This window comes from Paenibacillus sp. FSL R5-192 (genome assembly GCF_000517845.1).
Classification (GTDB): domain Bacteria; phylum Bacillota; class Bacilli; order Paenibacillales; family Paenibacillaceae; genus Paenibacillus; species Paenibacillus amylolyticus.
Genome location: NZ_ASPR01000007.1, coordinates 40,740 through 60,206, shown reverse-complemented (window position 1 = coordinate 60,206; position 19,467 = coordinate 40,740). Strand labels below are relative to the sequence as shown.

Genomic DNA, 19,467 nt, shown 5'->3' with positions numbered 1-19,467 from the left:
AGTATGTCCTTTCAACAGATTATGGGTCAACAAGCGGCCAAGAAAATGTTACAAAGCAGTTTGAGACGTAAGGCAATAAGCCATGCGTATTTGTTTAGCGGTCCAGCTGGTAGCGGGCAACGGAAGACGGCAATTACCTTTGCCAAGGCAATATTCTGTACAGAGCTTGAAGATGACGCTTGTGGGCAGTGTCTTGAATGTCGTAAGGTAGATCATGGTAACCATCCGGATCTAACCATGCTTGCACCAGATGGAAACAACATTAAAATAGATCAAATCCGGGATCTGCAACGTATCTTTTCATACCGATCAGAGGCAGGCCATCCCAAAGTATATATTATAGAACAAGCCGAGAAAATGACGGTGCAGGCAGCAAACAGTTTGCTCAAATTTCTGGAGGAACCGCAGGTACCAGCAGTCGGCATCCTGATTACAGATAATGGACAGGCCATGTTGCCAACGATCCGCTCACGCTCCCAATTGGTACCGTTCAGCGCACTGAATCCGGAAGAGATGCTGCAATCACTAATTGAGGAAGGGCATCCTGCCAATCTGGCTCGCTCTGCCGTCCATTTAGCGTCAGGATTGGAAGCATGTAGAGAAATTCTCCAGCAGAATTGGTTTGCAGAAATTAGAAACGTAATGTTACAATTAGGGAAGGAGTCCCTGGGTAGAGGAAGTACATCATTGATCTCTGCACAGCAGAAGCTTTTTAAAACCGGACTCTCTGAACACCTGGACATGCTGCTTAGTTTGTTCCATCTATGGTTTAGGGACATGCTGTATGTTCAGTACGATAGGCATGAACATATCGTTTTTATAGATCAGTTAGACATGTTATCTCAGTTGGCACATACCCGCAGCACAGAGCAGTGGGTCTCCTATATGGATATGGCCGCAGCATGCAGAAAAAAATTGCGTTTCAACGTCAATGGCCAGCTTTGTCTGGAGCAATTTTTGATCGGTTTGGCATAAGACTGGGAGAGGGCAAAGTTAGCTCCAATCATATGCAAACGGTTATAACTTCGGCCGGTTCCCTAAGAAGACGGGGCTTCAGACGAAGTGGGGTTGGCTTACAAGGGGGTTAATTTTTTGTACAGTGTAGTGGGTGTCCGTTTCAAAAAAGCGGGCAAAATTTATTACTTCGATCCCCTGGACCTTCCCATTGAGAAAGAAAACTGCGTTATCGTGGAGACAGCGCGGGGGGTTGAGTACGGTAAGGTTGTCGTAGGTAAGAAGGAAGTGGGCGAGTCCGATGTGGTGTTGCCGCTGAAGAAAGTCATCCGCGTTGCGGGCGATACAGATGCCCGTGTGGTTGATGAGAACAAACGTGCAGCCAAAGAAGCATTCGGTACTTGTTTAAATAAAATCAAAGACCATGGCCTCAAAATGAAGCTGGTCGATGTGGAATTTACGTTTGATCGCAATAAAATTATATTTTATTTTACAGCTGAAGGAAGAGTTGATTTCCGGGAGCTGGTCAAGGATCTGGCAAGCATATTCCGGACACGAATCGAGCTGAGACAGATTGGTGTACGTGATGAAGCGAAGATGCTTGGCGGAATCGGACCTTGCGGCCGTGTGTTGTGTTGTTCTTCCTGGCTGGGAGACTTTGAGCCGGTATCAATCAAGATGGCTAAAGATCAGAGCCTGTCACTGAATCCGACGAAAATTTCAGGGTTGTGCGGAAGACTCATGTGCTGTCTGAAATTTGAGCATGATAACTATGAAAGTGTGAGAGAAGAACTGCCAGCTGTAGGCAAATTGGTCGTCACCTCATTGGGTGAAGGAAAAGTTGTCGGAATTAATGCCGGTAGCCGCACAGTCCATGTTCAACTGTTCGACATCAGTAAAGTCAAAGAACTTCCGCTGGATGACGTCGTTATCAAGTAAACCATAAAGGTTGCTTCGGGGTGGAAACTTGGAAAAGAAAAATCTGTTTACGCACATTCATGAAATGGAAACCCAACTGGGTCAGTTGCACGGTGATTTAGGAGAGTTAAAAATGATTGTGAAGGAGCTGCTTGAGGATAATCAGCGGCTTACCATCGAGAATGAGCAGTTACGCAAACTGCTCAAACGTGAGGCACCGGCAGATCTGCCGATCTCCTCAGCACTCGCTCCTGTAGCAAGACCGGCAGGTCCGGCTACAGGCGAGGATGTTGTGGGTGAAGGGTATGATAATCTGGCTCGGTTGTATCACGAAGGCTTCCATATCTGCAACGTCTATTATGGTCATTTGCGGACGGAAGGCGATTGTCTGTTCTGCCTGTCTTTTTTGAATAAATGAAGTGACCGTAGGGATCCCCTACGGTTTTTTTTCAAGGTTATAAACCTAAACTAAACGAACATGAGATATAGAGTACCGGAGGATGAGCGTAACATATGGAAGAAAATGAAGTTGTGTTACATGAGTCAGAGCGGATTGATGATCTGCTCTCTCATGATCTGAGAATCATTCAAAGTGATGAAGTGTTTAGTTTTTCGATGGATGCCGTATTATTAGCCCGGTTTGCTTCCGTACCTAAACGGGGTCGTGTACTTGATTTGTGTACGGGTAACGGGGTGGTTCCCATTCTGCTTACAACGCGTACGCAGGCTAGTCTGGAAGGGATCGAGATTCAGCCACGTTTGGCTGATATGGCGCGTCGCAGTGTGCAATTAAATGCATTGGATGAATCGATTCTGATTCGTGAAGGTGATTTGCGAGAACTCGTGAAAGAAACAGGACATGCTGTATACGATGCAATAACGGTTAATCCTCCATACATGCCTCTGAATGGCAGTGATCTCAAGATGAACACACATCAGGCAATGGCACGTCATGAGATCGGATGTACCCTGGAAGAAGTGATTCAGGCGTGCAGTCGACTTGTACGTAATGGCGGCAAAGTATCGATGGTTCATCGTCCGCAGCGCCTTGCAGAGATTATCTCGCTCATGCGCGAATATAAGCTGGAACCAAAACGGATTCGGATGGTACATCCCCGTGCTCATCTGGAAGCCAACATGGTGTTAATTGAAGGAATGAAAGATGGTAAACCCGAAGTTAGGATGCTTCCTCCACTCATTGTCTACAATGAAGAGGGGAAATACTGCGAAGAGATTATGGATATTTACTATGGTCAGCAACATGCTGAGCGTACTACGAAAGGAGGGCTTTAGATGACTTTGCATATTCAAAAAAGCTATGCGGAGCAGCCTGAAGGATCAGGCAAGCTCTATCTGGTTGGAACACCCATTGGTAATCTGGAGGATATGACCTTCCGTGCCATCAAGACATTGCAGAGTTGTGACATCATTGCAGCAGAAGATACACGCCAGACCCGAAAGCTGCTTACCCATTTTGAAATTACACCTTCGATGCTGTTTAGTTATCATGAGCATAATAAGGGGGCGAGTGGACCTGAACTGATACGCTATATAATAGAAGGAAAAAATTTGGCACTCGTCAGCGATGCCGGTTTGCCAGCCATTTCGGACCCTGGTTCTGACCTTGTACAGCTTGCATTGGAAGCCGGAATAACGGTCATTCCCATCCCGGGGCCCAATGCTGCGTTGTCTGCTCTGATCGTGTCCGGATTACCGACGGAGCGTTTTACATTCGGCGGTTTTTTGCCGCGGGAGAAAAAGGACATGCGAAAAGTGCTGGAGGCTTTTGACGAATCCAACGGGACTTTGTTATTTTATGAATCGCCTCACCGTATTCGGAAAACATTAGTCCACCTTGAAGAAATTCTGGGTGATCGCTCGATTGTCCTGGCTCGTGAACTAACCAAGCGTCATGAGGAATTCGCAAGGGGTACTGTGAGGGAATGCATAGACTGGCTTGAAGAACATCCACCTCTTGGCGAGTACTGCTTGCTGGTAGAAGGCATTAAGGAAGAGGAGCGTAAGGCTGAGCGCGAAGCATGGTGGCAGCTCATGTCACTCGCGGATCATGTCAGCCATTATGAGGGTGAAGGACATAACCGCAAAGATGCAATGAAAAAAACGGCTGCCGATCGCGGTCTGGCGAAGCGTGATGTATATAATGCATTAATCGAGTAGTAATCTAACCAAATATCTTCTGTTGTGGGGAACATAACCTGAAAAGAAGCTTATATCCAACCTTAGTGGAATATTAAAAAGAGCAGAGTGGCTAAAAAAAATTCCGAACAAATTTCATCGTTCTCTCCCAGTTCGCGTGTGACAGAATCATTTTGGGTAATGGAACCCATAACAAGGCAAAAAAATACCTTCCGCGGTGGGGTTCACACCGGGAAGGTCATTAAGGAATATTAAAAAGGTTAGAAATAACAATTTAGATAAGTCCAGTATACCTGGTTTTTCTTATTTTGTCACAGGTGCAGGGATTTCGGAAATACATTCGTTACAAACAATTTTACCTTTGAAGTAAGTAACGTTCTCTGCATTACCACAGAAGATACAAGCAGGCTCGTATTTTTTCAACATGATGCGCTCGCCGTCAACGTAGATTTCCAGAGCATCTTTTTCACCAATACCGAGCGTACGGCGCAATTCAATTGGAATAACTACCCGTCCCAGTTCGTCCACTTTTCTTACAATACCTGTTGATTTCATCATTATAATCAGTGCTCCTCTCAGCTAACTATCTTTGTCATTATTCGACATTATTTTATGTTTTATGATACTCATCATACCAACGATTCCCAAATCAGTCAACCTTAAAATTAGCTTAAAATTAAGGCTGTTTTTCACAAGGTTACTGGTGGTAAGGGATTGGAAGCCATTTTTCGCATTTAAACCTCAATGTCAGCTTTGTCGATTTGGAAAACGACAAAACTACTTCATTCGACAAAGTTCGTCATATGGTGTCGAATCTTAGGTGAATCGCAGAGCTCAAAGCGTTAATATAAAAGAAATTAAAGGAGTGAGTCGACATGGAACAACGTTTAACGGAAGAGAAAGTATTCAAAGATCCGGTACATAATTATATCCACGTGCAAGATCCGGTTATATGGCAGTTAATTAACACCCCGGAATTTCAGCGTTTACGCCGGATTCGTCAACTAGGTACTTCTTACCTTACCTTTCACGGAGCAGAGCATAGTCGGTTCTCACATTCACTAGGTGTTTATGAGATCACACGCAAGATCATCTCTCAATTTGAAAGAAGTCATTATTCGGATTGGCCGAAGGAAGAAAAGATTGTAGCACTGTGTGCAGCTCTACTTCATGATCTCGGGCATGGGCCATTCTCTCACTCCATCGAGGAAGCTTTTGACATGAATCACGAAGATTGGACTTGTCGCATTATTACAGGTGATACCGAAGTAGGGGCGATCTTAAGACGGTATGCTCCTGATTTTCCTGAGAAAGTAGCGTCTGTCATTCAAAAAACGTATGAAAAGCCGATTGTGGTGAACTTGGTGACCAGTCCGCTTGATGCAGACCGAATGGATTATTTGCTCAGGGATGCCTATTTTACAGGTGTAAATTACGGCACGATTGACCTTGATCGTATCCTTCGGATGCTGCGTCCTTATCATGGGCGGATTGTAGTCAAGGAGTCAGGCATGCATGCTGTGGAGGATTACCTAATGTCTCGGTATCAGATGTATTGGCAGATTTATTTCCATCCGGTAACTCGTAGTTCTGAAATTATATTGCGGCAAATATTCAAGCGAGCGAAAACACTCCTACAACATGGTTTTCAATTCCGCTTCATGATTGATCCACTCCCTCAACTATTTGAAGGAGAATTATCCGTGGATGAATATTTGCAGTTGGATGAAGCATTAATTCAGACGGCATTTACGCAGTGGCGCAAGGAGGACGATACTGTTCTGAGTGAGTTATGCGAACGTTTTATGGATCGCAAGTTATATAAGTATGTAGAGCTTGAACAGGTCGACTTGACAATGATGGAAGAGATTCGGGAAGCTTTTGTACAGGCTGGCCTCGATCCCGAATATGATCTTGAAATTGATTTTCCTTCGGATAATCCGTATGATGTGTTTCGTCCGGATGAATCCACAGATAAGCAGATTCTTCTTCTGGATCGACAGGACAATTTACGTGAGTTGTCAGAAGTATCTGACATTGTCCGTTCCATCAGTGGGCTTCACCGAGGGAAACATCATTTGTATTACCCGCAAAACAAGGTGGATGCGATTATTCACGAATTACCGTCACATATACGCCCCTATTTCTTGTAATCGTGTGGGTATAATCCGATGAAGAATTTCGATATCAAAACACTTTCTAAAAGAGCTATTTTTCATGATACAGTAATCTGCTTTAATGGGGAGTATATGTAGATCGACATAATTTTGTAAATGCAAGCAGGCAGAATGAGCACAATTAGCAATATATAGATCAGAATATCTGTATATCTTCTATATATTGTAGTTGTGAAGAAACAAACGTAATGATGTAATACACAGATACCCAAAATGTTTTATGTATGAGTCATTGAATTATTGAATTTTACAAATTGGATTTTGAAAAAGAAGATAGTCGTTATTTCGACATGAAGGGAGATACAGACATGATGCTGTTCGACACACATACACATCTGGATGCACCACAATTCGACGAGGACCGCGAGGACATGATTCAGCGTGCTGTGGATGCAGGAGTTGGTCGCATGATCAACATTGGCTTTAACCGGGAGACAATTCCAACCACAATGAAACTCGCTGAAACATATGACTTTATATATGCAGCTGTAGGGTGGCATCCCGTAGATGCGATCACAATGCAGGAGGGCGATTTGGAGTGGATTGCATCTTTATGCAAGCATGAAAAAGTGGTTGCGATCGGTGAGATTGGATTGGATTATCACTGGGATACTTCACCAAAAGAAATACAGCATCGCGTATTACGACAACAAATTGCTTTGGCGCGTGAAGTGAACATGCCAATTGTCATCCATAATCGGGATGCACATGAGGATATCATAAGAATTTTGCGTGAAGAGAAAGCGGGTGAAGTTGGTGGTGTGATGCACTCGTTCTCAGGCAGCTGGGAAACAGCAAAAAGTTGTCTCGATATGGGCTTCCATCTCTCCTTCGGAGGACCGATCACATTCAAAAATGCAAAGCAGCCCAAAGAGGTGCTGGAGAAGGTTCCTATGGACCGTTTTTTCATTGAAACAGATGCTCCATATTTGACACCTCACCCTTATCGTGGGAAGCGAAATGAGACAGCGCATGTACGTCTGGTTGCAGAGGCAGCTGCGGAAATTAAAGGCATTTCGGTGGAGGAAATTGCTGCAATAACAACCAAAAATGCCATGGAACGATTTGGGATTCGTTAAAAAAACGAGCAAATGAGGTGAAAAAGGCAGGTAAGCGGAGGTAATTTGCCCTTTGATCCAAATAAATCAAGAATATTACAATATTTTAACCAAATATTCAGAAAAACGTACTTGATCAACGCTTTACAACATGCATCAAAACAGGATATCATCTTTTCAGTGAATTGTTGTGCGGAAAATTGGACAGATGTTCGGGGGATGAACAAAGGGACACTTTCCGATGAAACAACATTACTTTCATGAATCAGTCTCGCTGAGTCTCCGTTATCGGAGAGCGGGGGAACCAATAGGGCTTAAACATCGGTGTATTTGGCCGATGCGCAACGTTCGCTGACCCAAAAGCAGCGAAGGGAACTGCGAAGCCGTATTTGATTTCTTCTTTGGGTCTCGGGGTGAATTCAAGGGCGTCCGCCATGAGCGGGTGACCCAAGATAGGGCGGCTCTCTTTCGCCCGAACCCGACAGCTAACCTCGCAAGCGGAAAAAGAGAGGCAACCTCGTGCATGAATTTCCGATATTCAGAATCATTCGGAAGCCACGGAAGAGTTCCTCTTACACTCTTTCTTTGGCTTTTTTGTTTTTGAATAAAAGAAATATTGTCATCATACGGTAGGTATTCAGGAGGATGACATCATGTTGCGAAGATTGATTCATGGTGCAGAATCGGATTATGTTGGTCCAATCTGTGTTCTGTAGAAAATTTGGTATAGTCACGTCAAAGACATCATGCATTACTTTAGACGGCGAGGCTATGAAGGAGGACGGAGAAGTGGGCACATTCCAACCAGAAGAGACCCATGAGTCACGATCATCCAGTAAGTCTTTCGCGTTGCGGTGGAAGCATGAGAACATGCGTCAAATGGCATTGATCGCGATTTTCTCAATTGCGCTTACAATCATGATCTTGTTAGTCGTTTACGGTCAGGCCGGGAAACAAATTTCGCTGGTTATTGATGGCAAAGCTCAGGTGGTAGAGACTCGTACAGGAATGCTTCAGGAAATGCTGGAGGAGCAGTCGATCACAGTCAGCCCTCACGATAAGGTATCCATGTCCATGAATGGGGCGATTACAGATGGAGACCGAATCGTTATTGAGCGGGCCGTTCCAGTTAACATTACGGCAGACGGAGACACCAAGACTCTGTATACAACCGATTCATCGGTAGAAGATGCAATTCAAAAATCAGGTATTCAAGTTGAAAGTAATGATAAAGTGTATCCGGCGCTTGGAACTGCGATCAAAGCGGAGATGAAGATCCGTGTAGTGCGCGTAACAAAGCGTACAGTGGAAGTAGAGCAACCGATCGCTTACAAAGTCATTAAAACGGCTGACCCTAGCTTATACAAAGGGGATAACCGTGTCGTTGTGAACGGCAAAGAAGGCACAATTGTGCAGCATATCGAAAAGGTATTTCAGGATGGAGAATTGGTCTCCAAAAAAATGGTCGGCAAATCTGTCGCGAATAATCGTGTAGATAAAGTGATCGCTGTCGGCACCAAAGCAAAACCGGTCGTGAAAGAACCTGAGATTCAGACCGTATCGGCTCAAACGTCAACAACCAAAAAGGCTACAACAACGAACTCGAAGAAAACATCTGCCTCGGGCAGCAAAGTGATTACCGTATCCGGGACTTCTTTTAAATACTCCAAAGTACTTAAAAATGTATCCATGACTGCCTACTCTTCCGAAGAGCCTGGCATTGGAACTAAAACAGCTTCCGGTACTCGTGTAACGGAAGGACGCACCATTGCGGTTGATCCCAAAGTCATTCCAATTGGCTGGTGGGTATATATCGAAGGTCTGGGATTCCGTCGTGCGGAAGATACAGGCGGTGCCATTAAAGGCAACAAAATTGATGTGTATTATGACAGTGTGAAGCATGCCCTGAATTTTGGACGTAAGAAAGGCAAGACGGTCTACGTGATCGGTCCGGTGAAGCCGGAAGCGAACTAAAATCGTTTTACTTTGAAATGGGAATGCTATAAAATAGTTGCATGAATGATTCATGCGGAATATGCGGCGGAGGAGTCTGAATTCAGTCTCCCCCGCCGTTTGGCAGAGAAGAGGATATTCCTCTTCTTTTTGCGTTAGAAAGGAAGAAATGGAACATGATAAAAGAAATCATTGTGGTGGAAGGCCGTGACGATACGGTAGCTATCCGTCGGGCCGTGGAAGCCGATACCATAGAAACAGGTGGATCAGCAATCAACCAACGCATTCTGAAGCGGATTGCGCTTGCTCAGGAGAGACGGGGAGTCATTGTACTGACAGATCCGGATCATGCTGGCGAACGCATTCGAAAAATTATTGCGAACAAGGTGCCAGGCTGCAAACATGCCTTCATTCCGGAAGCCGATGCAACGCGCAAAGGGGACATTGGGGTGGAGAATGCCTCACCAGAGGCGATCCGTCATGCTCTGGCGCGCGTACATACTTCATACGAAGGTGCTCCGAGCCTGATCGATTGGGAGGACCTGATCGCGGCAGGACTTATTGTGCATCCGCAGGCTGCTGCACGTCGCATGGAGATGGGCAATCTGCTGGGCATCGGTTATTGTAACGGTAAGCAGTTCCACAAACGCCTCAGTGTATTTCAGATTACACGGGAAGAGTTCTCTACAGCATTAGCGCAAATTGAACGTGAAGGATTGTGAGCATATGAAGAACATGGAAGAGACGATTGAAATTGCAACGCCCAAGCGTACGAAAGAGATTATTCAAAGACACGGATTCTCATTTAAGAAAAGTCTGGGTCAGAACTTTCTGATCGATCAAAATATACTGAACAAAATTGTTAATGCAGCCGATCTGGACGAGTCCAAGGGCGCACTGGAGATCGGGCCGGGTATTGGAGCCCTCACGGAGCGACTGGCTCGGGTAGCCGGTCCCGTCACAGCCGTAGAGATTGACCAGCGCTTAATCCCAATCCTGGGAGAAGTGATGCAGCCTTATTCGAATGTACGTGTTCATCATGGGGATGTGCTGAAGCTTGATCTGGCTGAGTTGTTTAATACGGATTTTGCATCCGTGGACAAAGTCAGTGTTGTGGCTAACCTGCCTTATTATGTAACGACTCCAATCATGATGAAACTGCTGGAAGAGAAGCTGCCGGTAGACAGCATTGTTGTCATGATCCAAAAAGAAGTGGCTGAACGCATGGCTGCTGCACCAGGATCAAAAGACTACGGTAGTCTAAGCATCGCAGTTCAGTACTACAGTATGCCGGAACTTGTGTGTATTGTGCCTCCTACGGTCTTCATTCCGCAACCTAATGTGGAATCAGCTGTCATTAAGCTGAAAGTGCGTGAGCAACCACCAGTGGAGATTCCGGATGAAGCACACTACTTCGAAGTGGTACAGGCTTCTTTTGCCCAGCGGAGAAAAACAATCTCAAACAATTTGAAGGCACGTTTCTTCACAAAGGAGAACCGGGAACAGGCAGACATTCTGCTGGAGCAGGCAGGTATTCAACCTTCCCGACGTGGAGAGACATTGAGTCTGCAAGAGTATGCCACACTCAGCACCGTAATGTGGGAAGCAGGGGTACGTGCAGCGCTGTAAAATTTGAATGAACCAAACCGGGTCTTTGCCCATACGATGGGGTAGAGGTGATTACGTTGATGAATATCGGAGACTTGGTCGTTCGGAAGTCATACGGCGGCGATGTGACTTTTCGGGTGGAAGGCCTCCAGTTGGATGCTGCGGTCATTAAAGGGACTGAGTTCCGGCTGATTGCCGATTCCCCGGTGGACGATTTGATACAGGTTCCCTACGAACCACAAAGCGCCAAGACCAGACAGGCGCATATTAAAGCACATCAGACCCTGTCCCGTCTGCAGCAGAATCGTATGGAACAGGCTGAGCGGAATCGTGAAGGTCTGGTACAGGATTGGTCTGCCCAGCAGGAACCGGCTTATTTTGAAATGCCTGGAAAGGTGCTTCATCTGGATGGAGATCCGAACTATTTGAAAAAAAGTATGGATCTCTATGAGCAACTTCGTGTACCCGCAGAGGGACAGTATGTCCATGAATCGGCAATGGCAGATACCTTATACCGCTTATTACCCAAAGTACGTCCGGATATCGTAGTTATTACGGGTCATGATGGGGTGTTAAAGACACGTCAGCCCTATGACTTATATAGTCTTGGTAGCTACAAGAACTCGCAAAATTTTGTATCGGCCATTCAGGTGGCCAGACAATATGAACGCCATCTGGACGCCCTCACTATTGTTGCAGGGGCCTGTCAGTCCCATTTTGAGGCACTGTTGCGCGCTGGAGCGAACTTTGCCAGTTCCCCAGGCAGAATTCTCATTCATGCACTTGATCCGGTCTATGTGGCAGCCAAGGCCTCCTTTACTTCTGTGCGCGATACGGTCAACATGAGTGATGTTCTGCACAATACCATCAGTGGTAGCCAGGGTGTGGGTGGTGTCGAGACACGGGGGAGTTACCGGGTAGGTCTGCCTGGGCTGAATGATTTATCTACGCTAAAAGTGAACCCGTCGGCAGTCTGATGTAGGCCATTTAAAGTCCCAATTTGGGGCTTTTTTTGTTTGCAAAAAAATTCATTGACAACAACTTTTTGATGCTGATATAATAATTAGTTTTGATTTGACAATGACTGTAAAATCCGGTATAATGGACAAGAAAAGAGGTGGTCGTCGACAATGGCTAAAAACACGCTGTTGGATATCAAACGCAATCTCGATGCACATATTGGTCAGAAAATTATGTTGCGGGCTAATGGTGGCCGCCGTAAGACCATTGAGCGTACGGGTGTATTGGAAGAAACGTACCCTTCTGTTTTTATTGTTAAGCTTGATGAGGAGCAAGAAACCTTCAAGCGAGTATCTTATAGTTATGCGGATATACTTACGGAATCGGTGGAAGTCATGGTTTATGACCCGGGCAGCCAGACGCATAGCTCCTATATGGAGACGTAAGTATCGATTTACAGGCGATTCGCCCCACAAGGCGGATCGCTTTTTTGTTTTCTTTAAACATCAATTCACCCTCTATCGTAACCCATACATACTCAGGAATGAGCGAGGAACGGTCGCGGCATACTATATGGACAGGTGAAGGGACAGTTTCTTAAGCAATGCAGGAAACTGAATATAGCCTGGTGACAAAATGTCCAAAACGTGAACGAACAACGAACTCATCACATTATGAAGGATACTTTGGAGGAGGATGGTTCATGAGTCGCAGAAGAAGAAGTGTCATGTCAGAGGATCTGAAGAATGAGCTCGCGAAAGATCTGGGCTTCTATGATACGGTGCAACAGGAAGGCTGGGGCGGAATTAAAGCCAAGGATGCAGGAAACATGGTAAAACGTGCAATTCAACTTGCTGAACAGGCTGCGCGCAAATCTTAATCCGTTTCAAGCAGACTGAAAAGCGGGGAAATCCGTCAGGAACAACCCCGCTTTTTCCCCTTAGATGCGGAATACAAATGACTTGACAGCCCCATTTTGATATAATATGTTAAGTTGTCTTAGGGAAAAGGTGAGGACGGGTGAACGCCTTGAAAATTTACGAAAAAGCGCCTGCTAAAATTAATTTGATGCTGGACGTTTTACATAAAAGAAGCGATGGATTCCATGAAGTTGAAATGATCATGACCATGGTCGATCTGGCTGATCGGCTGGAAATGTCGGAGCTGCCGCGAGATACTATTTTCATCTCCAGTCAGGCAGGTTATATCCCGCTCGACGAGAAGAATCTGGCTTTCCAGGCAGCCAGACTCATTAAGGAGCGCTATAACGTGCGTACGGGCGTCCATATTCATCTGGATAAAAAGATTCCAGTTGCAGCTGGTCTTGCCGGCGGCAGCAGTGATGCAGCAGCAACGCTGCGTGGATTGAACCGTCTGTGGCGGTTGAATATACCGGATCACGAACTGCAGGAGCTTGGAGCTGAACTCGGGTCGGATGTTCCATTCTGTATCACAGGAGGGACTGCACTCGCTACAGGCCGTGGTGAGAAGTTAACTCCCATTCCTAATCCGCCGCAATGCTGGGTAATTCTGGCCAAGCCTCCGATTAATGTGTCTACAGCCGATGTGTACGGAAGGTTCCGCAGTGACAAGATTGTTCGTCATCCGAGTGCAACTAAAATGGAGCAGGCTATACGCAATCAATCATTTACGGAAGTCTGTGACCAGATGGGCAATGTGCTTGAAGATGTGACGTTGAAGCTGTATCCGGAAGTTCAGCATCTGAAGGATGCCATGATTCGATTGGGTGCAGACGGCGTGTTAATGTCTGGTAGCGGTCCAACGGTATTTGGTCTGGTTTCCAAAGAATCCAAGGTTGCCCGGATATACAATGGTCTGCGTGGGTTCTGTAAAGAAGTGTACGCTGTACGTATGTTAACGTAAAATTCGCTTTTATAATGTACAAACACGTATAAAGGTGTTATATTCTTAAATAATTATTCGGATTTGGATGTTTCCGTGATCGTGAGGATGGATCTCTGTGAAGAAGTTAAAACGAAGCGCAAGGCTGGTTGAAATGACGCAATACTTATTGTCCAGACCGCATACGGTTATTCCGTTGACCACATTTGCCGAACGTTATGGTGCCGCAAAGTCTTCAATTAGTGAAGATTTAGCGATTATCAAAGAAGTGTTCGAAGAAGGTGGGTCAGGAGAACTGCATACACTGGCTGGAGCAGCCGGGGGAGTAAGATGGATTCCGAAGGTATCCCGAGAACTGGCATTGGCATTTGCGGAGCGGCTCTCGACCCAGCTCGCGCAACCTGATCGGATCTTGCCTGGAGAATACTTGTACATGTCCGACTTGCTTGGTCAGCCCGCATTGATGAATGAAGCCGGCAAGATTTTTGCAACGGCCTTTGGCAATATGAATATTGATGTGGTTATGACGGTAGAAACCAAAGGAATTCCATTGGCTTATGCAACCGGTGCCCAGCTCAACCTGCCTGTCGTGCTCGTACGCAGGGACCATCAGGCTACAGAAGGATCGGCCGTAAGTATCAATTATGTATCCGGGTCCCATAAAAGTCTGCATACCATGTCCCTGTCCCGCAGGGCGATGCGTGAGCATTCCAGGGTACTTATTGTGGATGACTTCATGAAGGCCGGGGGTACGGTGCAAGGAATGATCGATCTTTTGGCCGAGTTTAATGCTACAGTAGCCGGGGTAGGGGTACTGGTGGAATCTGGTTCTGTAGATTCAGAAGAACGCCTGTTAACAGATTACGTATCTCTGGCGAAACTGACAGCGGTTGATGCCAAGAGCAGACAGATTTCCGTCAAGCCTGGCAACTATTTTGACCTGTAGAAAGATGACGAATGTTATGTCGTTAAAAGGTCTTTTCCATCGACCTGGCACTAACGTTGTCGAATTGTGTATTAAATAAAAAAATTCCTGAAATTAGGAAATTTTTGTGGTTATAAAAAGAAGGAGTTCGTATATGCTGTGTGGAATTATACACCAAGTTCTGATGGAAAAAGGTGGTGAACACACACATGCAAATTACGGATGTCAGACTCCGCCGTGTTAACTCGGAGGGGAGAATGAAGGCTATCGCATCCATTACCATCGATAACGAATTCGTCGTTCATGACATTCGTGTCATTGATGGTAACAACGGAATGTTTGTTGCTATGCCGAGCAAACGTACTCCTGATGGAGAGTTCCGTGATATCGCCCACCCGATCTCTTCCGGTACGCGTGAGAAGATTCAGGCAGCAGTTTTGACTGAATACGATCGTGCGGCAACTGAGGAAGAAGTCATTGAAGAAGGTGCCTGAGAACATTATTGGGGTTCGAAGGAAAAGAGAGCCATGTCTTATGGCTCTCTTTTCTTTTTGACCGGAATAAGATATATTCAGTATTGAGTTTATTAGCAGAGAACAAAAAGCGCATCGTGCGCTTGGTGGCAGGGCGGCATCTTAGGAATCATTGGGATTCGGTTAAGCTCGCAGGTACACGGCGTATACATATAGGTCACGATTCGTTGGTGTCCGCGTTGTTACGTGTGATTACAGAGACAGCAGGCGATGAACAGGACCGGCTTGAAGCCGGCTGAACGATACTCATTGGATATATATCAGCAATGCATTTCAATGGGATTTTCAGAACAGGAGGTCGTTAATTTTGAAACGAATGGCAATCGTTCTTGCCGCAGGGCAAGGAAAACGAATGAAATCAAAATTGTACAAAGTACTGCATCCCGTATGCGGTAAACCTATGGTTGGACATGTGCTGGATGCAGCACTCAGCGCAGGCGTTGAACGCAGTGTAGTTGTAGTCGGTCATGGTGCCGAAGCGGTGCAGTCATTTTTGGGTTCCAGAGCAGAGTATGCACTCCAGGCAGAACAATTGGGTACAGGTCATGCAGTGAAGCAGGTTAAATCTTTGCTTGGCGGCGAAACAGGCTCTACAATTGTGGTATGTGGAGATACACCGCTTGTGACCAGTGAGACGTTGGAAGGTCTGATGAAGCTGCATGAGAGCAGCGGAGCAGCAGCCACAGTTCTTACGGCTCAGTTGGACAATCCCAAAGGTTATGGCCGCGTCATTCGCGGAGAAGATGGATCTGTACAACGGATTGTGGAACAAAAGGATTGCACAGAGATGGAAGATGCTGTGAATGAGATTAACACAGGCACATACTGTTTCGATAATGCAAAATTGTTCGCTGCCTTGGAAAAAGTGACGAACCAGAACGCTCAGGGAGAGTATTATCTCACAGACGTAGTTGGCATTTTCCGCAATGATGGAGAAGTGGTTGAAGCTTACATGTCGGATGACATCGCAGAATCCATCGGGGTTAACGACCGACTTGCACTTTCGCAAGCCGAAGCCTTCATGCGTGAACGTCTTGCCGTACGCCATATGTTGAACGGTGTGACAATCATTGATCCCTCATCGACATATATCGGAGCGGATGTTACGATTGGATCAGATACAGTTCTGTATCCGGGGACGATCCTCAAAGGCACAACTTCCATTGGTGAAGCATGTCATATTGGTCCTCAGGCAGATGTGGAAGACAGCGTTATTCAGGACGGAGTTACAATTAAACATTCGGTAGTATCCAATGCCGAGGTTGGTTCTGATGCAACGGTTGGTCCATTTGCTAATTTGCGTCCAGGGACTAGACTGGGTCGCAACGTAAAAATTGGTGACTTTGTTGAAGTGAAAAATGCTACAATTGATGAAGGTTCCAAAGTATCTCATCTCAGCTATATTGGAGATGCCAAAGTAGGGAAAAACGTAAATGTTGGATGCGGGGCAATAACTGTCAATTATGATGGTTATAATAAAGCTGTGACAACGATTGAAGATGATGCTTTTGTAGGCAGCAACGTCAATCTGATTGCACCAATTACGGTAGGAAAAGGTGCTTATGTGGTTGCTGGCTCCACCGTTACCCATTCCGTTCCCGAGAATGATCTGGCCATTGCTCGTCCACGTCAGGAGAATAAACCTGGTTATGCGGAGAAGATTCGCGGACGTGCCAAAGCCAAGAAACAAAATGCCAAACCCCAATAAGGGGTTTTGATAACAAGATTGCCTCCCGAAGATCGGGGAGGTGCCGACATGTCGCAGACGCTTATTGATTCCAATGAACCAGCACGGAGGGTTTTTATTTTATGACTTATTTTGATTCGAAATTAAAAATATTTACTTGCAATTCTAACCCCAAGCTCGCCCATCAAATTGCTGATTATATCGGGATCCCTATGGGTGAATCTCACACAACCAGCTTTAGTGATGGCGAGATTCAAGTGAAACTCTCCGAGAGTGTTCGGGGTTGTCACGTTTATATCGTGCAGTCCACTTGCTTGCCGGTTAATGATAACCTGATGGAAATGCTCGTTATGATTGATGCACTCAAACGGGCATCTGCCAAGACGATTAACGTCGTTATTCCTTACTATGGCTATGCAAGACAGGATCGTAAGGCACGTTCACGTGACCCAATTACAGCGAAACTGGTTGCTAACCTGATTGAAAAAGCGGGTGCAACCCGTGTCATCGCGATGGACTTGCATGCAATGCAGATCCAGGGATTCTTCGACATTCCAGTCGACCATTTGCTTGGCGTGCCAATTCTGGCTCAATATTTCCGGTCGAAACAGATCGAAAATCCGGTTGTTGTGTCGCCTGACCACGGTGGCGTAGTGCGCGCACGTAAACTGGCTGATTTCCTGAATGCACCCCTGGCGATTATCGATAAACGTCGTCCTGAGCCAAATGTGAGCGAAGTGATGAACATTATCGGTAACATCGAGGGTAAAACAGCTATCCTGATCGATGACATTATTGACACGGCGGGAACGATTGTACTGGGAGCGAATGCTCTGATGGAAGGCGGCGTAAAAGAAGTATACGCGTGCTGTACTCACCCGGTATTGTCCGGACCTGCGATGGAACGTTTGGAGAATGCACCATTGAAGGAAGTCATCGTAACGGATACCATTCCAATTACGCATGCTAATCCGACAAGCAAACTCAAAGTGTTGTCTGTAGCGCCTTTGCTCGGAGAAGCGATTATCCGGGTTCATGAGGAATTGTCAATCAGCAAGCTATTTGAAATTGAATAAGGATGTCTGCATAAAGTAGTAGAGGGGTTACGTTTTCCGGTTCAATGGAAAATGTAACCCCTGTCGGCGTGCCGTTTTATTAAAGGTGAAACAGACGCTGGTCAGCTAATACCCCGGGCGGGAGATAAATCGGAAACGACGCCGATGAAAAAGCGTGTCAGCAATTTCGACGAATTGATTATCGAAACGTGTGATTAGACCAATCTCAATATGGGTGTCGCGGTCGTATACCTGTACAGGTACGTGATATTCGAGATGATAGATAAAATCGCTATGTTGAGTCAGTTGTCCATTGTCTTCGCGCAAAACCCGCTCACCTTCCTGGGTCGATAAAATATTAACTGTGAACACTACAGTAAATCGATCTTTACTTTCTTGATATTATATGAAATATAAGATTCGAAGTCTATGCCTCACCTCAGGCTAATCCGAAGGAGGGAACAAGATGAAGTGGATTGTCGGACTTGGAAATCCAGGCTCGAACTATGCCAAAACCCGTCATAATATCGGTTTTATGGCACTGGATCGGTTGGCTGATCGTCATAATATCTCCATTACACAGAATAAATGTAAAGCGCTGATTGGAGAAGGCAATATTGGCGGTGTAAAAACTGTACTGATCAAACCAATGACCTATATGAACTTGTCTGGTGAATCGGTTCGAGCATATATGGACTTTTATAAAGTTAGTCTTGAAGATCTGATTGTTGTGTACGACGACATGGATACAGAGATTGGCAGAGTCAGATTGCGTTACCAAGGTAGTGCAGGCGGACATAATGGAATCAAGTCCATTATTCAGCATACCGGTACACAGCAGTTTAACCGCGTACGCATGGGAATATCCCGACCTGAACCAGGACATGCCATTGTTGATTATGTACTGTCGACATTTATGAAGAAAGAAAAAGAATCCCTGGATCAGACCATTGAGCAAACGTGTGATGCCCTGGAGCATAGCTTGACTCACACGTTTGAACAAACAATGGCGAAGTTTAACGGTTAATTTTGTAAGACATACTGGTAAAATGATCATAAAGACGGGTTCGATTCAGCCATACTGGACATACTGGATGTATAAACCATGTTCAGGAGGCATAAACATGTCAGTGAATTACGTATGTAGGCATTGCCGTACCTTTATTGGACGAATCGATTCTGCCCGGATAACGGAAGTAGAGCTCGGCTTTCATTTCTTGACCCCCGACGAGCGGAGGGATATAATAGCGTATAATTCCGGTGGTGACATTACCGTTCGGATTACATGTGATTACTGTAAGGAAGCCCTGGAGCACAATCCGGAGCTTAGCCTGCTCGCGAGTCCGCTTCAGTAGACATCGCGCGTACAGGATCGAATGACAGTTGAGGGCGGTTGCGTAATAACGCTCCACCTTATATAGCCTTGGCAGCCTGCTGAGGCTTCTTTTCAGTTGGCATGAAAGCCATCGCTATCTCGAAATCAGGCTCAGCCGCATCAACTGATGTGGCAATGTTGCGAGTAATCCGATATGATGAAACAGGAGAAAAAGGAATTTGTATCCATTTTAATAGTGATGCTACGCGTATGCGTGAGATAATCAAGTAAGTTATAAGAGAGG

The 19,467-nt window shown here is 45.7% G+C and carries 24 protein-coding genes and 1 riboswitch; of the genes, 22 read left to right on the top strand and 2 right to left on the bottom strand.

The annotated features are described in order from the left end of the window. The first annotated feature begins 3 nt into the window (after positions 1 to 3). From holB to rsmI, 5 genes are all read left to right on the top strand, one after another. Entirely contained in the window at positions 4 to 975 is a 972-nt protein-coding gene (gene holB / locus C161_RS04610) for a DNA polymerase III subunit delta' (RefSeq protein WP_036606132.1), read from the top strand. A gap of 117 nt (positions 976 to 1,092) precedes the next feature. Then, positions 1,093 to 1,893: a PSP1 domain-containing protein gene (locus C161_RS04605; RefSeq protein WP_017691387.1), complete on the top strand. Its 801-nt coding sequence runs from the start codon at positions 1,093 to 1,095 to the stop codon at positions 1,891 to 1,893. Between the two features lie 28 nt (positions 1,894 to 1,921). Further along, on the top strand, positions 1,922 to 2,290 hold the full coding sequence (gene yabA, locus C161_RS04600) for a DNA replication initiation control protein YabA (protein WP_017691386.1): 369 nt from the start codon (positions 1,922 to 1,924) through the stop codon (positions 2,288 to 2,290). A 95-nt stretch (positions 2,291 to 2,385) separates the two neighbouring features. Beyond that, entirely contained in the window at positions 2,386 to 3,165 is a 780-nt protein-coding gene (locus C161_RS04595; protein WP_036668475.1) for a tRNA1(Val) (adenine(37)-N6)-methyltransferase, read from the top strand. Further along, positions 3,166 to 4,050 carry a 16S rRNA (cytidine(1402)-2'-O)-methyltransferase gene (rsmI, locus tag C161_RS04590; protein WP_036668474.1) on the top strand — a complete coding sequence of 295 codons (885 nt, stop codon included), beginning with the start codon at positions 3,166 to 3,168 and terminating at the stop codon, positions 4,048 to 4,050. A gap of 282 nt (positions 4,051 to 4,332) precedes the next feature. Here the strand turns inward: rsmI and C161_RS04585 are convergent, their stop codons facing one another. Beyond that, positions 4,333 to 4,587, bottom strand: a complete 255-nt coding sequence (locus tag C161_RS04585; RefSeq protein ID WP_024633700.1) for an AbrB/MazE/SpoVT family DNA-binding domain-containing protein — start codon at positions 4,585 to 4,587, stop codon at positions 4,333 to 4,335. A 317-nt stretch (positions 4,588 to 4,904) separates the two neighbouring features. Here C161_RS04585 and C161_RS04580 point away from each other — a divergent pair, with 317 nt between their 5' ends. The 14 genes from C161_RS04580 (at position 4,905) to C161_RS04515 (ending at position 17,869) form a co-directional block, all read left to right on the top strand. Further along, a complete protein-coding gene (locus C161_RS04580) occupies positions 4,905 to 6,182 on the top strand; it encodes an HD domain-containing protein (RefSeq protein ID WP_036606129.1) in 1,278 nt (425 codons plus the stop codon). Between the two features lie 332 nt (positions 6,183 to 6,514). Further along, positions 6,515 to 7,285, top strand: a complete 771-nt coding sequence (locus C161_RS04575) for a TatD family hydrolase (RefSeq protein ID WP_179087975.1) — start codon at positions 6,515 to 6,517, stop codon at positions 7,283 to 7,285. Between the two features lie 241 nt (positions 7,286 to 7,526). Continuing rightward, positions 7,527 to 7,780, top strand: a riboswitch (cyclic di-AMP (ydaO/yuaA leader). Between the two features lie 273 nt (positions 7,781 to 8,053). Further along, positions 8,054 to 9,238 (top strand): 3D domain-containing protein, encoded by a 1,185-nt coding sequence (locus C161_RS04570; protein WP_036606128.1) that lies wholly within the window; start codon positions 8,054 to 8,056, stop codon positions 9,236 to 9,238. A gap of 155 nt (positions 9,239 to 9,393) precedes the next feature. After that, entirely contained in the window at positions 9,394 to 9,939 is a 546-nt protein-coding gene (gene rnmV / locus C161_RS04565) for a ribonuclease M5 (RefSeq protein ID WP_036668473.1), read from the top strand. A gap of 4 nt (positions 9,940 to 9,943) precedes the next feature. Continuing rightward, the gene (gene rsmA, locus C161_RS04560) at positions 9,944 to 10,846 is read left to right on the top strand and encodes a 16S rRNA (adenine(1518)-N(6)/adenine(1519)-N(6))-dimethyltransferase RsmA (protein WP_100528122.1); all 903 of its coding nucleotides are present in this window, start codon (positions 9,944 to 9,946) and stop codon (positions 10,844 to 10,846) included. Positions 10,847 to 10,905: 59 nt separating this feature from the next. Next, positions 10,906 to 11,802: a sporulation peptidase YabG gene (gene yabG, locus C161_RS04555; RefSeq protein WP_017691377.1), complete on the top strand. Its 897-nt coding sequence runs from the start codon at positions 10,906 to 10,908 to the stop codon at positions 11,800 to 11,802. A 153-nt stretch (positions 11,803 to 11,955) separates the two neighbouring features. Then, positions 11,956 to 12,231, top strand: coding sequence for a biofilm formation stimulator Veg (gene veg / locus C161_RS04550; RefSeq protein WP_017691376.1), 276 nt, complete (start codon positions 11,956 to 11,958; stop codon positions 12,229 to 12,231). 257 nt (positions 12,232 to 12,488) lie between these two features. After that, a complete protein-coding gene (locus C161_RS04545; RefSeq protein WP_017691375.1) occupies positions 12,489 to 12,665 on the top strand; it encodes a small, acid-soluble spore protein, alpha/beta type in 177 nt (58 codons plus the stop codon). Positions 12,666 to 12,814: 149 nt separating this feature from the next. Continuing rightward, positions 12,815 to 13,669 (top strand): 4-(cytidine 5'-diphospho)-2-C-methyl-D-erythritol kinase, encoded by an 855-nt coding sequence (ispE, locus tag C161_RS04540; RefSeq protein ID WP_036668482.1) that lies wholly within the window; start codon positions 12,815 to 12,817, stop codon positions 13,667 to 13,669. A 97-nt stretch (positions 13,670 to 13,766) separates the two neighbouring features. Further along, on the top strand, positions 13,767 to 14,594 hold the full coding sequence (purR, locus tag C161_RS04535) for a pur operon repressor (protein WP_017691373.1): 828 nt from the start codon (positions 13,767 to 13,769) through the stop codon (positions 14,592 to 14,594). A 188-nt stretch (positions 14,595 to 14,782) separates the two neighbouring features. Then, positions 14,783 to 15,067 (top strand): septation regulator SpoVG, encoded by a 285-nt coding sequence (spoVG, locus tag C161_RS04530; protein ID WP_017691372.1) that lies wholly within the window; start codon positions 14,783 to 14,785, stop codon positions 15,065 to 15,067. An 83-nt stretch (positions 15,068 to 15,150) separates the two neighbouring features. After that, the gene (locus C161_RS04525) at positions 15,151 to 15,345 is read left to right on the top strand and encodes a hypothetical protein (RefSeq protein WP_124118801.1); all 195 of its coding nucleotides are present in this window, start codon (positions 15,151 to 15,153) and stop codon (positions 15,343 to 15,345) included. Positions 15,346 to 15,422: 77 nt separating this feature from the next. Then, a complete protein-coding gene (glmU, locus tag C161_RS04520) occupies positions 15,423 to 16,814 on the top strand; it encodes a bifunctional UDP-N-acetylglucosamine diphosphorylase/glucosamine-1-phosphate N-acetyltransferase GlmU (RefSeq protein WP_442789424.1) in 1,392 nt (463 codons plus the stop codon). A 101-nt stretch (positions 16,815 to 16,915) separates the two neighbouring features. Then, positions 16,916 to 17,869 carry a ribose-phosphate diphosphokinase gene (locus C161_RS04515; protein ID WP_017691370.1) on the top strand — a complete coding sequence of 318 codons (954 nt, stop codon included), beginning with the start codon at positions 16,916 to 16,918 and terminating at the stop codon, positions 17,867 to 17,869. A 105-nt stretch (positions 17,870 to 17,974) separates the two neighbouring features. Here C161_RS04515 and C161_RS31900 read toward each other — a convergent pair whose 3' ends face one another. Next, entirely contained in the window at positions 17,975 to 18,175 is a 201-nt protein-coding gene (locus C161_RS31900) for a hypothetical protein (protein ID WP_024633712.1), read from the bottom strand. A gap of 139 nt (positions 18,176 to 18,314) precedes the next feature. Here C161_RS31900 and pth point away from each other — a divergent pair, with 139 nt between their 5' ends. From pth to C161_RS32905, 3 genes are all read left to right on the top strand, one after another. Further along, entirely contained in the window at positions 18,315 to 18,875 is a 561-nt protein-coding gene (pth, locus tag C161_RS04510) for an aminoacyl-tRNA hydrolase (RefSeq protein WP_036668469.1), read from the top strand. A 97-nt stretch (positions 18,876 to 18,972) separates the two neighbouring features. After that, the gene (locus tag C161_RS04505; RefSeq protein ID WP_017691368.1) at positions 18,973 to 19,203 is read left to right on the top strand and encodes an anti-sigma-F factor Fin family protein; all 231 of its coding nucleotides are present in this window, start codon (positions 18,973 to 18,975) and stop codon (positions 19,201 to 19,203) included. Positions 19,204 to 19,304: 101 nt separating this feature from the next. Continuing rightward, on the top strand, positions 19,305 to 19,454 hold the full coding sequence (locus C161_RS32905; protein WP_235193733.1) for a hypothetical protein: 150 nt from the start codon (positions 19,305 to 19,307) through the stop codon (positions 19,452 to 19,454). The last annotated feature ends 13 nt before the right edge of the window (positions 19,455 to 19,467 follow it).

Coding starts and splice junctions, on each gene's coding strand:
- C161_RS04595 (WP_036668475.1), top strand. CDS start 2,386: ATGGAAGAAAATGAAGTTGTGTTACATGAGTCAGAGCGGATTGATGAT.
- glmU (WP_442789424.1), top strand. CDS start 15,423: ATGGCAATCGTTCTTGCCGCAGGGCAAGGAAAACGAATGAAATCAAAA.
- rnmV (WP_036668473.1), top strand. CDS start 9,394: ATGATAAAAGAAATCATTGTGGTGGAAGGCCGTGACGATACGGTAGCT.
- yabG (WP_017691377.1), top strand. CDS start 10,906: ATGAATATCGGAGACTTGGTCGTTCGGAAGTCATACGGCGGCGATGTG.
- holB (WP_036606132.1), top strand. CDS start 4: ATGTCCTTTCAACAGATTATGGGTCAACAAGCGGCCAAGAAAATGTTA.
- pth (WP_036668469.1), top strand. CDS start 18,315: ATGAAGTGGATTGTCGGACTTGGAAATCCAGGCTCGAACTATGCCAAA.
- C161_RS04545 (WP_017691375.1), top strand. CDS start 12,489: ATGAGTCGCAGAAGAAGAAGTGTCATGTCAGAGGATCTGAAGAATGAG.
- C161_RS04580 (WP_036606129.1), top strand. CDS start 4,905: ATGGAACAACGTTTAACGGAAGAGAAAGTATTCAAAGATCCGGTACAT.
- C161_RS04505 (WP_017691368.1), top strand. CDS start 18,973: ATGTCAGTGAATTACGTATGTAGGCATTGCCGTACCTTTATTGGACGA.
- C161_RS04575 (WP_179087975.1), top strand. CDS start 6,515: ATGATGCTGTTCGACACACATACACATCTGGATGCACCACAATTCGAC.
- veg (WP_017691376.1), top strand. CDS start 11,956: ATGGCTAAAAACACGCTGTTGGATATCAAACGCAATCTCGATGCACAT.
- C161_RS32905 (WP_235193733.1), top strand. CDS start 19,305: ATGAAAGCCATCGCTATCTCGAAATCAGGCTCAGCCGCATCAACTGAT.
- spoVG (WP_017691372.1), top strand. CDS start 14,783: ATGCAAATTACGGATGTCAGACTCCGCCGTGTTAACTCGGAGGGGAGA.
- C161_RS04515 (WP_017691370.1), top strand. CDS start 16,916: ATGACTTATTTTGATTCGAAATTAAAAATATTTACTTGCAATTCTAAC.
- C161_RS04585 (WP_024633700.1), bottom strand. CDS start 4,587: ATGATGAAATCAACAGGTATTGTAAGAAAAGTGGACGAACTGGGACGG.
- rsmA (WP_100528122.1), top strand. CDS start 9,944: ATGAAGAACATGGAAGAGACGATTGAAATTGCAACGCCCAAGCGTACG.
- rsmI (WP_036668474.1), top strand. CDS start 3,166: ATGACTTTGCATATTCAAAAAAGCTATGCGGAGCAGCCTGAAGGATCA.